This is a genomic window from Bradyrhizobium sp. AUGA SZCCT0160, from assembly GCF_018130105.1.
In the GTDB taxonomy this organism is placed as follows: Bacteria; Pseudomonadota; Alphaproteobacteria; order Rhizobiales; family Xanthobacteraceae; genus Bradyrhizobium.
Genome location: NZ_JAFCMD010000028.1, coordinates 87,916 through 99,644 on the forward strand (window position 1 = coordinate 87,916; position 11,729 = coordinate 99,644).

Annotated in this window: 11 protein-coding genes; 5 read left to right on the forward strand and 6 right to left on the reverse strand. The window is 61.9% G+C overall.

Annotated features, from left to right (window positions below):
* Positions 1–14 precede the first annotated feature (14 nt).
* Positions 15–1,256, forward strand: coding sequence for a threonine ammonia-lyase (locus JQ558_RS32850; RefSeq protein ID WP_409410615.1), 1,242 nt, complete (start codon positions 15–17; stop codon positions 1,254–1,256).
* A 102-nt stretch (positions 1,257–1,358) separates the two neighbouring features.
* Positions 1,359–2,543, forward strand: a complete 1,185-nt coding sequence (locus JQ558_RS32855; protein WP_212296345.1) for an NADH:flavin oxidoreductase/NADH oxidase — start codon at positions 1,359–1,361, stop codon at positions 2,541–2,543.
* Between the two features lie 83 nt (positions 2,544–2,626).
* Here JQ558_RS32855 and JQ558_RS32860 read toward each other — a convergent pair whose 3' ends face one another.
* The 4 genes from JQ558_RS32860 to JQ558_RS32875 form a co-directional block, all read right to left on the reverse strand.
* Positions 2,627–3,727, reverse strand: coding sequence for an ABC transporter ATP-binding protein (locus JQ558_RS32860; protein ID WP_212211229.1), 1,101 nt, complete (start codon positions 3,725–3,727; stop codon positions 2,627–2,629).
* A gap of 137 nt (positions 3,728–3,864) precedes the next feature.
* Positions 3,865–5,151: an ABC transporter substrate-binding protein gene (locus JQ558_RS32865; RefSeq protein ID WP_212296346.1), complete on the reverse strand. Its 1,287-nt coding sequence runs from the start codon at positions 5,149–5,151 to the stop codon at positions 3,865–3,867.
* A 59-nt stretch (positions 5,152–5,210) separates the two neighbouring features.
* On the reverse strand, positions 5,211–6,047 hold the full coding sequence (locus JQ558_RS32870) for a carbohydrate ABC transporter permease (RefSeq protein ID WP_212211225.1): 837 nt from the start codon (positions 6,045–6,047) through the stop codon (positions 5,211–5,213).
* Positions 6,048–6,063: 16 nt separating this feature from the next.
* Entirely contained in the window at positions 6,064–6,936 is an 873-nt protein-coding gene (locus JQ558_RS32875) for a carbohydrate ABC transporter permease (protein ID WP_212211224.1), read from the reverse strand.
* A gap of 443 nt (positions 6,937–7,379) precedes the next feature.
* Between JQ558_RS32875 and JQ558_RS32880 the strand changes: the two genes are divergently transcribed.
* Positions 7,380–7,817 (forward strand): nuclear transport factor 2 family protein, encoded by a 438-nt coding sequence (locus JQ558_RS32880; RefSeq protein ID WP_249142742.1) that lies wholly within the window; start codon positions 7,380–7,382, stop codon positions 7,815–7,817.
* Between the two features lie 94 nt (positions 7,818–7,911).
* On the opposite strand, the gene JQ558_RS32885 is transcribed toward JQ558_RS32880, so the two are convergent.
* Positions 7,912–9,180 carry an ATP-binding protein gene (locus JQ558_RS32885; RefSeq protein ID WP_312014604.1) on the reverse strand — a complete coding sequence of 423 codons (1,269 nt, stop codon included), beginning with the start codon at positions 9,178–9,180 and terminating at the stop codon, positions 7,912–7,914.
* 134 nt (positions 9,181–9,314) lie between these two features.
* Between JQ558_RS32885 and JQ558_RS32890 the strand changes: the two genes are divergently transcribed.
* Both JQ558_RS32890 and JQ558_RS32895 read left to right on the forward strand, forming a co-directional pair.
* Positions 9,315–9,959 (forward strand): response regulator transcription factor, encoded by a 645-nt coding sequence (locus JQ558_RS32890; protein WP_212036681.1) that lies wholly within the window; start codon positions 9,315–9,317, stop codon positions 9,957–9,959.
* A gap of 616 nt (positions 9,960–10,575) precedes the next feature.
* On the forward strand, positions 10,576–10,803 hold the full coding sequence (locus tag JQ558_RS32895; RefSeq protein ID WP_212296347.1) for a hypothetical protein: 228 nt from the start codon (positions 10,576–10,578) through the stop codon (positions 10,801–10,803).
* Positions 10,804–10,885: 82 nt separating this feature from the next.
* On the opposite strand, the gene JQ558_RS32900 is transcribed toward JQ558_RS32895, so the two are convergent.
* Positions 10,886–11,209: a hypothetical protein gene (locus JQ558_RS32900; RefSeq protein WP_212211219.1), complete on the reverse strand. Its 324-nt coding sequence runs from the start codon at positions 11,207–11,209 to the stop codon at positions 10,886–10,888.
* Between the last annotated feature and the right edge of the window lie 520 nt (positions 11,210–11,729).

Genomic DNA, 11,729 nt, shown 5'->3' on the forward strand with positions numbered 1-11,729 from the left:
GAGATTAGATGATTATGACCGAGACGTTGAAAGCCTCCCTCGCGCACCTGCCGGTTACCCTTGGCGATATCGAGGCGGCGGCAGGCGTGCTCGCCGGCTTCGTGAAGCGGACGAGCTTCGAGTCCAGCCGTACATTGTCCGACATCACCGGCGCGAACATATGGCTGAAATTCGAAAACCTGCAGTTTACGGCGACGTTTAAGGAGCGCGGCGCGCTCAATCGGCTGTCTGCGTTGTCAGTCGACGAACGGCAGCGCGGCGTGGCAGCGGCCTCGGCGGGCAACCACGCACAGGGCGTGGCCTATCACGCGGCCCGCCTCTCGATCCCTGCGACCATCTTCATGCCGGTGGGCACGCCGATGGTGAAGATCGAGAACACGCGCCGGCACGGTGCGACCGTGATCGAAGGTGGGGCGACGCTGGAGGACACCGCCACGCTCGCCACCGACTACGGTCGAAAACAGGGTTTGACGTATATCCATCCCTATGACGATCCGCTGATCATCGCGGGTCAGGGTACCATCGCGCTCGAGATGCTGGCTTCGGTGCCCGATCTCGACGTCCTGATCGTTCCAATCGGGGGCGGCGGCCTGATATCCGGCATCGCCGTTGCGGCCAAGACCCTCAAGCCGGATATCGAGATCGTCGGCGTTCAGGCCGCGCTTTATCCCTCGATGTACAACCTCATCAAGGGGGAACATCTTGCGATGCGCGGTGATACGCTTGCGGAGGGCATTGCCGTCAAGGCGCCGGGCCAGATCACGTCTGACATCGTGCGCGCGCTTGTCGATGATATCGTACTCGTCACCGAACAGCAGATCGAGCACGCGTTGAGCCTTTTCATCACCATCGAGAAGTCGGTGACCGAGGGCGCGGGGGCGGCGGGCCTGGCGGCGGTACTCGCCGATCAGGCCCGCTTCAAGGGCCGTTCGCTCGGCCTCGTGCTGAGCGGAGGCAATATCGACACGCGGCTGCTGTCCGGTGTGCTGACGCGTCAACTCGCGAGGGAAGGCCGGCTTTCGAAGCTGAAGTTCGACATCGTGGATCGGCCCGGACAGCTCGGCATGGTCGTCGCCGTTTTGGGCAAGGCAGGCGCCAATATCGTCGAGGTGTCGCATCAACGCATCTTCACCGACCTGCCAGCCAAGGCGGTGGTGCTTGAGGTTGTCATCGAAACCCGAGACCGGACCCATCTTGAGGCGACCGTCGCCTCGCTGAAGGCCGCCGGCCTCGATGTCGATGTCGGTGGCGACTAGGGGGCCGAAGCGTTGCTGCATGCATGACATGCAAGGGCTGGCTGGACCGTGGATTTCAAATGATGGATCATTCGCTACCCGCAGTTCAACCACAGGCCACCGATGTCCGACGCGCCCTCCGCCGATCCCGCACGCCCCCTGCTGTTCCAGCCCTTCAAGATCCGCGATCTGACGCTGAAGAACCGCCTGGTGGTGCCGCCGATGGTGCATTACCGCGCCGATCCCGGGGCGACCTGCGGCATGTTTCATCAGGTGCATCTCGGTCGTTACGCGCTCGGCGGTTTTGGTCTTGTCTTTGTCGAGGCCACCGGCGTCGAGGAAATCGGCCTGATCAACGAGTTCGATCTCGGCATCTGGAACGACGCCCAGGTCGAAAGTTTCAAGCCGCTGATCGCTTTCATGAGGCGCGAGAACACCGCGATCGGAATTCAGCTCGCGCATGGCGGCCGCAAATCGTCCTCGCAAAAGGCGATGAATGGCATGGGGCCGCTCACACAAGATGAGATCAAGGCGGGCGCCAAGCTGTGGCAGCCGGTCGGCCCGACCAGCGAGCCGGTGGCGCCGGGATGGCTGACGCCGCGCCAGCTCACCGCCGAAGACTGTCGCGCCATGGTGAAGACCTGGGCGCACGCGGCGAAGAACGCGGTCAAGGCCGGCTTCGACGTGATCGAGGTTCATATGGCCCATGGCTATCTGCTGGCCTCGTTCCTGTCGCCGATTTCGAACACCCGCAACGACGAGTATGGCGGCGACCGCCAGGGGCGGATGCGGCTGCCGCTCGACATCGTCGAGGCGGTACGGCGCGAAATGCCTGATACGATGCCGCTGTTCGTGCGCGTGTCCTCGGTCGACGGCGCGCAGAACGGCTGGAACATGGATGACACGGTGGCGCTGGCGCATGAATTGAAGGCGCGCGGCGTCGACGTGGTCGACTGCTCCTCCGGCGGCATCTCGGGCTCGGCGACGGCCGCCCAAGTGCCGCGCGGCCTCGGTTTCCAGGTGCCTTACGCCGAGCGCGTTCGGAGAGAAGTCGATATCGCCACCATGGCGGTCGGCATCATCCTCGAGGCCGAGCAGGCCGAAGCGGTGCTGGAAAAGGGCCAGGCGGATCTGATCGCGGTCGGGCGGCAATCGCAGTACAATCCCAACATCGCCCATCACTGGGCCCATGATCTCGGCATCAACCGCCGATTCGAGGACTGGGCGCCCGAATATGGCTGGTGGCTCGAAAAGCGCATCCGGACCATGGAAGGGTTTGCCAGTCCGACCGGCGCGGTGAAGCGGTGAGCTTTGTAGGGTGGGTTAGCGAAGCGTAACCCACCATCTTCGTTCTTGGCATCACGGTGGGTTACGGCTTCGCCTAACCCACCCTACGAAGTCGTAATCGGCAATTCCGTTTCCGGATCGAAGAAGTGCAGCCGGCCGGGCTGTGCCGAGACACGGACCTGATCGCCGCGCGCGATCACCGTTTCTGCCGGCACCCGGGCCACCGTGATGCCGTGGCTCCCCACACGCGTTTCGAGCAGGATCTCGGAGCCGAGCTGCTCGACGACTTCGACGTGGGCGTCAAAGCTGGCGCCCGGCGCACCTTCGCCGAGCGCGAGATGTTCGGGCCGCGCGCCCATGATCACGGGCTTGCCGTTGTAAGCCGCGAGCGCGCGCGCATCGGCGCCGCCGACCGTCAGCTTGAGGCCATCAGCCTCGACCGTCGTCGCGCCGCCATCGCTGCGCACGGTGACGCTGACAAAGTTCATCGCGGGCGCGCCGATGAAGCCGGCGACGAATTTGTTGGCGGGCTTGCCGTAGACCTGCAGCGGCGTGCCGACCTGCTGCACCCGGCCGTCGCGCATGATCACGACCCGGTCGCCCAGCGTCATGGCCTCGACCTGGTCGTGGGTCACGAACACAGACGTGGTCGGAATGGCGGCATGCAGGCGCTTGATCTCGATCCGCATCTGCGCGCGCAGTTTTGCGTCGAGGTTCGACAGCGGCTCGTCGAACAAAAACACTTCCGGATTGCGCACGATGCAGCGGCCGAGCGCGACGCGCTGCTGCTGTCCGCCGGACAATTGCTTCGGCTTGCGCGCCAGCAATTCGTGCAGCCCGAGCATGCCCGCGGCGCGGTCGATCGCAGCCTTGATCTCGGCTTCGGACGTCTTCTTGTTGCGCAGGCCGAAGGCGAGATTGTCGTAGACGCTCATGTGCTGATAGAGCGCGTAATTCTGGAACACCATCGCGATGTCGCGGTCGCGCGGCGGCAGGTCGTTGACCACCCGGTTGCCGATGCGGATGTCGCCGCTACTGATGTCCTCAAGCCCTGCGATCATGCGCAGCGTCGTCGACTTGCCGCAGCCGGACGGGCCGACCAGCGCCACGAATTCCTTGTCGGCGATCTCGAGATCGACGTCCTTTACGGCGTGGAACAGCGAGCCATAATGCTTGTTGAGCTTGCTGAGTGAAATCGCTGCCATTTACCCGCCGTTACCGTACTAGAGCGTTTTCGAGCGAAGTGGATACCGGTTCGCGTGAAGAAAACGCGTCAAGGAAAAGACCTGTTGACCCAAAATAATCCCGCCGCGATTTCCCGCGGCGGGATATTGCTTTCGACTTATTGCGCCGCCTTGCTGACCAGCGGCGCGCCGTCGGCCAGCACCTTTGCGATATCCTCGCGCTTGCCGGTGACGGCCTTGGTGACGGTGTCGTTGAACGCCTTGTGCACGGCGGGCCATTGCGGGAAGTAATAGGCGCCGCGCACCTTGTCCGGCGAATCCAGCACCGATTCCTTCAAGAGCTTCATGAAGGCGTCTTCCGCCGCGATTTCCGCCCAGAACTCGGTGTTGGGTGGCGGCGCGCCGGTCGCCTTGAACAGCTTCTTCTGGCCTTCCTTGTCCAGCATCATCGCGTTGAGCATTTCCTTGGCCTTCTTCTTACGCTCCGGCGAGATTGACTTCGGGATCGCCCAGCCCCAGATGTCGTCCCAGGCGAACGGCTTGGCGCGGTCGGGACCGAGCGGGAAGCGCGTGGCAGCCACCTTGCCTGATATCTTCGACTTGGCGGGATCGTTGAACGTGCCCCACCACAGCGAATCCGCCACCGTGAACGCGGCGTCGCCGGCCATGAACACGGCGTTGGCTTCGTTGCGGTCATAGGCCGGCATGCCGCGCGGCACGATCTTGTGGGTGTTGATCGCATCCCACCAATATTCGACGTTCTTCTGCATGCAGGGCTCGGTCATGCCCGATTTCCAGCCGTTCGCGGCGAGCTTCTTGTTGTCGCGCTCATAGGGCGGCAGCAGCACGTCGCAATTGTTGCCCCACATCGACCAGAACCAGGTGAACCAGGAGTTGTTCATCGACGCGCCGGCGACATAGCCGAACTTCACCTTGCCGTCAGCCTGCAGCTTCTTGCTCACGGTGACGAGTTCATCCAGCGTCTTCGGCACCTCCTCGGGCTTGACGAGGTCGGATCGGTAGAAGAACACGCTGAAGGTCTGGCCCATCGGCACGACGGTGTTCTGGCCCTTGTCGTTGCCGAACACGATCGGTGACATGCTCCACTTGGAGGCAAATTTGTTGGCTTCGACGTCATCCATCGGCTCGAGCAGATGCGCCCAGGTCTGGCCCCAATCGTCATTGTGCCAGATCACGTCGTACTGATCGGAGTTCGACGTCAGCGACGCCGTCATCTTCTCGACATAGACGCCGTAGGAGTTCGGCACCTTGACGATCTTGACGCCGTTCTTGGCGCCCCAGGCTTCGAACATCGCAATCGAATTGTCCTGGATCGGGCTCGGCTGGTAGCCGATCCGCAGTTCGCTCACCTGGGCGCTCGCGCTTCCCGCGGCCGCCCACAGGGCCACCGTCGTTGCGACAGCCAGTTTGGTCAGTTGCTTCATCGCTTCCCTCCCTCGTTTTTGGTGTTGTTTCCTCGTCGTATTAAGCGTCCCCGTCGTTGTTAGATACGCAGTCCCCGGATCACATATTTCTGCCCGAACAGCGCCACCAGGAACGCCGGCACCAGCGCCATCACGGCGGTCGCCGCCATCAAATTCCAGCGCAGCCCCATCTCGGTGACGAACTGCGCCATGACAACCGTGATCATCGGCACGCGGTTTCCGGTCAGGATCAGCGCGAACAGGAATTCGTTCCAGGTGAACAGCCAGCACAGCACCGCCAGCGCCGAGATCGCCGGCAGCGCCGACGGTATGGCGACGCGGATGAAGGCGCCCCACCGCGTGCAGCCGTCGATCATCGCCGCGTATTCCATGCTGGGATCGATGCCGTCGAAAAACCCCTTCATCAGCCATGAGAAGAAGCAGATATGCACCGCGACATGCGGCAGCAGCAGGCCGGTATAGGTGTCGTAGAGGCCCCAGCTCTGGGTCACGAAGTACAGCGGCAGCACCCAGGAGATATAGGGGATGCAGCGGAACACGTAGATGGTGCCGAACCAGATCCGCGACGCCGGTCCGGTGAAGCGCGACAGCATGTAGCCGCTGGAGACGGTGACCAGCAGCGAGAAGATGGTCGCCAGCGTCGAGATCAGCGCGCTGTTGAGGAAGGCCGACACGATGCGGTCGTCGGTCAGCACCTCGGCGAAGCTGGCCAGCGTGAATTCGGTGCCGCGATGGACGTAATAGACGCCGGATTCCGGCCGCAGCGAGGTCAGGATCAGCCACAGCACCGGAAACGCGAACGCAAAGCAGATGCCGAACAGCGCCAGCGCGAACAGCGTCTTGCGGCTCCATTTCGGCAATCCCGGCAGGAAATCGGGGCGGGTTACGATCGGCATGGGATATTTCCTTGGCTCATGCCTTTGCGATGCGGTCGACGAGGCGGTAGAGCACCACGCCGATCACGAGGATGATGAGCCCGCCAATGATCGCCGCCGCCGAGCCGCGGCCGAGATCGAGGTTCAGGAACGCGTGCACATAGGCATAGAGGCTGAACAGCTCGGTCGAGCGGCCCGGTCCGCCACCGGTCAGCGTCCACACGATGTCGAAGGTTCGGAAGGCATCAATGGCGCGGATCACCACGCACACCACGATGACAGGGCGCAGCATCGGCAGCGTCAGGAACCTGAACACGCGCCAGGTCGTGGTGCCGTCGATCGCGGCGGCCTCGAACGGCTCTTTCGGCAGGCTCTGCAATCCGGCAAGCAGCAGCAGCGTGAACCACGGCGTCCACAGCCAGATGTCGGTGAGCAGGATGATGCCGAAGGCGCTCCAGCGCTGCACCAGCCAGGGCTGGCCTTCCAGCCCGATCGCCTCCAGCACCGTGTTGACGATGCCGAACTGGTCGTTGAACATCCAGCGGATCATGATCGCGGCCACGACCGGCGCCACCATCAGCGGCACCAGCAGGATGGTCTGCACCAGCTTTTGCCCGCGAAACGGGCGGTTGAGCAGCAGCGCCAGCGCCAGTCCCGCCACCAGCGCCCCGGCCACGCTGAGGATCATGAACAGGAAGGTGTTGGGCAGCACCGTGTAGAGAAACGCCGGATCCGACAGCACCGCGTAATAGTGGCTGAAGCCGACCCAGATCTTCTTCGGGTTATAGAGCGCCCAGTCGCGAAAGCTGGCATTGGCGCCGATCACGATCGGCAGCACCTGAAACAGCAGCATCAGAAGTGCCGCCGGCGCAATGAGAAACAGCATGAACCGCTGTTGCTCGCCGAACATTGGACGCCGCGATGCCGACAAGCCTGTTACCCCCGCCTTTGCACTGATTGGTCACGACTCTTGTGGTCGCTACGTGCATAAAGCCCCTTGCATCGGGATTATGGGCGCGGCGTCGGAGGCTAGTCAATCGGCATTGTAGCGTATGCGGACGCGGGACGTATGCAGGCGACGGAGCTGCAAGGATAGTGGCGATGCAAACGCGCTGCCAAGCTTGCATCCGCGGGCTCACCGTTTGCACGGATTGTCGCTACCAGAGATTGCTGGCTCGAAAGCACGGTTGTCTGAATCAGCTGATCGGGCATCTGCCGCGGCCCCGCGCGGAAAACGCAGCGCGCCGAGTGTCGGGGTGACGCACGGTTGACCACCCTCGTGCCTGGAACTTCCGTGGACCCAATTTGTTTTTGGTTCCAAACTGAATTGCGGCTAACCGGTCAGTGCGGCCCATGGACATGTCGAATCTGCCCAAAGATACTGCCAAGGATACCGCCAAGGATATCGCGAACGATATCGATCAGGTGGCTGTTGTCGTCGATTGGCTCGATGCCTGCCGGCGACAGGAGCTTGGCCCGCTGCTCGACCTGTACGCGTCCGAGGCAAGCCTCGAATGTGACTGCGACGGCGCAAACATTTATGCGGGCCGGGCTGCGCTGGAATCGTATTGGCGGCCCCGGCTCCAGGCGTTCTCGCCCAATGCCTTTGGACTGGAAGAAATTACGCCTGCTGCTGACGGGGTCATGCTCGATTACCTGAACTCCGAAGGCAAGCCCGTTCGCATTGTGTTCACGTTTGACGCTTCCGGGAAGATTCTGCAAACCCGCTGCGCTCCGTTCGCGCCGGCAACGGCGCGGGATGGCGCTGGCGCGCGGGATCGCGCATGGTGACGACGCGGTCGCTACTTCAGCTTTCAACCTGATGTTCTTTCGCGCTGCATCCTCCGCTGCATCCTCCGCTGCATCCCTGGCCCAGCGGTGCGCCTCACACGCCAGCCGGCAAACGGCACCGGACGTAGGTCCGACTGTTCTGCCGCTTGAATTCGAATGTCCCGCTCAGGGCCCGGACACGCTCGTGCATTCCCGTCAATCCGCGGCCAAAGGGCTGGTCCGGTGTAAATCCAACACCATCGTCGGAAATTTCCACCAATACCTGGTTTCCTTCGATCGTCGCCTCGACGCTTGTCGCGCTGGCATTGGCGTGCCTGAGGACATTGGTCACGCCCTCCTGGATAACCCGGTAGATGGTTTGGGAAAGCAGCCCATCGACGTCGTTCAGACGGGGATCGATCCGCACATTCAGCTTGAGGCCGGGCGCCTGCGATCGCGCATACTGCAGCAGGGTCTGGACACTCTTCTCGAGCCCGAGCTCCTGGATATGAAGCGGCCGCAACCGGTCGAGGATACGGCGGTTCGCCAGTTGCAGGGCCTCGACCGATTTAAGCATCGCCTCGACCGAAGCGCCGAGTTTCCTGCGCTGTGCCGCGCCATCCTGTAGCGCCACCGCGTTGGCCCGGATCCCGAACAACAATGGCCCGAGTTCGTCATGAAGGTCGCGCGCGATGTCGCGGCGCTCGTCGTCCTGCAGCGACACGACCTTGCGCAGCAGGCTGCGATTGTCCTGGCTCAGTTGGTTCAGCGTGCGTGCGAGTTCATTGGCCAATTCGGAACTCTTGCGTATCTCCGGCGGACCCTTCGCCGCGATCAGGTGCTGGTAGTCCCCCGTCCGCATCCGGGTCAGGCCTTCGCCCAGATTCCGCAGTGCGTCGACCACGGTGCCTGCGGTCAAATAGGCGATAATGCCGGTCACGAGCATCAGGGCGATGACGGATGAAACGAGGGCGAGAAAGCCGACCCATTTCTCGTAGATGTCGGCTGAAAGATCGGGTGAAGACAGGATGTCGCCGACCTGCGTTCCATCGATCCTCACCGGAAACGAGGCGCCAATCTCCGGCAGGCCGAGAAGATGGACGAACCAGTGCGGCACGCGTCCAAGGGGAGTGTGTGTCTCCGCCGGCGAAGGCGTGGTCGTCTCTGTGCCGGTACGGCGGAAGCGGATGGCTTCGGATGAGCCCATCGCCTGCACAAATGCGTCGAGCGTTTGCTGCGGGTTGGCGGACGTCAGCAGCGCGCTGTTGAGCGCCTCGGCAACCACCTTGGCCGATCGCGATGCCGGCTCGCTTTCATCCTTAAGTTGGGTCCGCGCGAAAAGCTGCAGCGAGACGGCCCCGAGCAGCAGCGCGGCCACGAACATGGTGCCGAGCGGAAGAATCAGCCGCATGCGAAGGGAAAGATTCTGCCACATTCGGACTATTCTAACTCCCGTAGCGCAGGTTTCACTTTTCAATCATCGCGAAATGCCTATTTATCCCAAAAGGGGCGGCAAGGATGCAGAACATCGCCAAATCGGCAACCAGGATCCTGATCGTCGACGACCATCCAGTGGTCGTTTCCGGATGCCGTTCGCTGTTCGCTTCGGACGCGACGGTGAAAATTGACGAGGCTGCGGACGCAAAATCCGGTCACAAGGCCTTTATGACGCGACGGCCGGATGTCACAATCATCGATATCAAACTTCCCGACGTCTCGGGATTTGAGCTGATGCGACGGATCCGGAAGGAGGATCCGGACGCGAAAATCATCATGTTCAGCATGAATGACGACCCGGCCTTCGTGGTTCGCGCGGTGGAAATGGGCGCGCAGGGTTACGTCGCCAAGGGCGACGATCCACGGACGCTGGTAAAGGCCGTCCGCAAGGTGGCTTCGGGAGAGAATTTCATCTCGCCGCAACTGGCGGAGGCGGTGACGTTCTCGGGCGCCTCCATCAAAGCCAATCCGGCCTCGCAAATGACCGCGCGCGAACTGGAAATCCTGCGCCTGCTGGGCCGCGGCGACAAAATCGTCGAAGTCGCCGACGCGCTCGATATTTCCTACAAGACCGTGGCCAACACCACCTCGCTGCTGAAGCAGAAACTCGGCGCCAAGAACCATTCCGACCTGATCCGGATCGCCGTCGAGATGGAACTGGGCTGACCGGTGTCAGAAACTGAACTGGCCGCGCCTGTTGGGCGCGACCGTCCATACCGCCGTTGCCTGCTTTCGTCGGGGCAATGGATCGATGAAAGCAGCACAAGACGAATCAGAGTTTCAGTAGAAGCGACGGTGATGACGCCAGCCGTAATGGTGTCCGCGACCGCGGCCCCAACCACGGTGGTGACCTCGGCCCCAACCACGGTGGTGACCCCGGCCCCCGCGATGTCCGCGACCGTGCCCACGTCCGTGCTTGACCTGGGTCACCCCGTCATCCGACACGGTGAGCGGCGCAATTCCCAGCCTGGCGGAAGCGGATGCGGTCATTGCCAGCAGCAGCGCGCAGCCAATCAATGCAATGCGTCTCATGCAGTCGTCCTCCATCGCATGATTGCGATCACGTCGATAAGTTCCCGGTCTTATGTTTGTTCCGGGGCCCCGGAAAGACTGAGGTCTTTACTGGGCGGTACTGCCGACTATTCCCGACCTGTTTCCGAGCTGCCCGCCGCGCATAGACCGTAATGGAATCCGGGAGCTGAAAACCATTCGGGAAAAAGTGGAACATCCGGTTTCTCCGCGGGTTGCTGATGGCATCACTAAGAACTCGGAGGAGCATACCTTGAAGAAATTTCTGATGATCGGCGCGCTGGCGTTTGCCGCAACGAGCGTAGCCGGGACCGCGATGGCTGCCGAATATTACGTGGTTCGCGACAGCACCACGAAGAAGTGCACGGTGGTCGAAACCAAGCCGACCAGCATGACCACCACCATCGTCGACAACGGCATCTTCAAGACCAAGACGGAGGCCGAAACCGGCATGAAGACGACCAAGGTCTGCACCGAGTAACGACAGACCCTTCCAGGAGAAAGGGCCGCGGTTTTGCCGCGGCCCTTTTTGCGTTTCGATCTGGCTGTGCGTGCCCTGTCAGTTACGGTCGTTCGACGTTGGTAATGGTTTTGCTGCCACCCGCGTCGGTGAGCGTAAACTTGACCCGGTCACCGGCGTGCAGGATGTTCAACAGATTGCCCTGGATCTTGGTCTTGAGCTCTTCGGCCGGACCGTCTGTTTTGGCGCCGCTGGTGCTGGCGCCGACGGTACCGCTCTGCGTTGGAGTCCGGTGCAGCTGGATTGCGATCGTCCCGTCGGTCCGGTCAATTCGCGTGACCGTTCCCGTCATCGCTTGCTGGGCTGAGGCCGCCGAAACGAAGGTGAGGGCGGCCAGTCCAGCCAGCATGATCTTTGCCGTTTTCATGGAAGTCTCCCGGAATTCGAAGCGTTGACGATAATGCCGACAGGACCGGATTGTTCCCGCGGTATTTTGGTTGGCGGGTGCAATCTGATTTCCTTGTGTGTTTTTAATCTGATTTGTTTGTGGGTTTTTGATGCGAGCGAGCCCATTCCCTTCCGTTCATGTTGACGGCTGGCCGCGACAAAACGACCCGACGGGCAAATCAGTTCTGATTTGCGGAAATCGTGTCAAGCAGAAAGTTTCTGTAAATCAAAAATGTTTCTGTTGTCGGTCGACCCAAATCAGTGCGCATCTATCGCCATCCCGTCCCACTCAGAGGGCGTCGGCCGTCGTCACGGACGTTGGACGGGTTGCGGTGGACGCTGGTTTACGCTGAGACGATGGCGTGGATGAGCGTACGGCAAAACCGTGTGGTCCTGGCACCCGTTGCAGGTGTCAAGCTGTCGGGTAGGCGAGAGCTGAACGGCAGCGACGGAGTCAACCAAGAACTCGTCTCCGGGGAGATCACGGCATAAGCCGTAAA

What these genes read in the sequence shown, in the direction of transcription:
- JQ558_RS32865 (WP_212296346.1), bottom strand. Translation starts at nt 5,151, where the DNA reads ATGAAGCAACTGACCAAACTGGCTGTCGCAACGACGGTGGCCCTGTGG.
- JQ558_RS32900 (WP_212211219.1), bottom strand. Translation starts at nt 11,209, where the DNA reads ATGAAAACGGCAAAGATCATGCTGGCTGGACTGGCCGCCCTCACCTTC.
- JQ558_RS32870 (WP_212211225.1), bottom strand. Translation starts at nt 6,047, where the DNA reads ATGCCGATCGTAACCCGCCCCGATTTCCTGCCGGGATTGCCGAAATGG.
- JQ558_RS32890 (WP_212036681.1), top strand. Translation starts at nt 9,315, where the DNA reads ATGCAGAACATCGCCAAATCGGCAACCAGGATCCTGATCGTCGACGAC.
- JQ558_RS32880 (WP_249142742.1), top strand. Translation starts at nt 7,380, where the DNA reads ATGGACATGTCGAATCTGCCCAAAGATACTGCCAAGGATACCGCCAAG.
- JQ558_RS32875 (WP_212211224.1), bottom strand. Translation starts at nt 6,936, where the DNA reads ATGTTCGGCGAGCAACAGCGGTTCATGCTGTTTCTCATTGCGCCGGCG.
- JQ558_RS32855 (WP_212296345.1), top strand. Translation starts at nt 1,359, where the DNA reads ATGTCCGACGCGCCCTCCGCCGATCCCGCACGCCCCCTGCTGTTCCAG.
- JQ558_RS32860 (WP_212211229.1), bottom strand. Translation starts at nt 3,727, where the DNA reads ATGGCAGCGATTTCACTCAGCAAGCTCAACAAGCATTATGGCTCGCTG.
- JQ558_RS32885 (WP_312014604.1), bottom strand. Translation starts at nt 9,180, where the DNA reads ATGTTCGTGGCCGCGCTGCTGCTCGGGGCCGTCTCGCTGCAGCTTTTC.
- JQ558_RS32850 (WP_409410615.1), top strand. Translation starts at nt 15, where the DNA reads ATGACCGAGACGTTGAAAGCCTCCCTCGCGCACCTGCCGGTTACCCTT.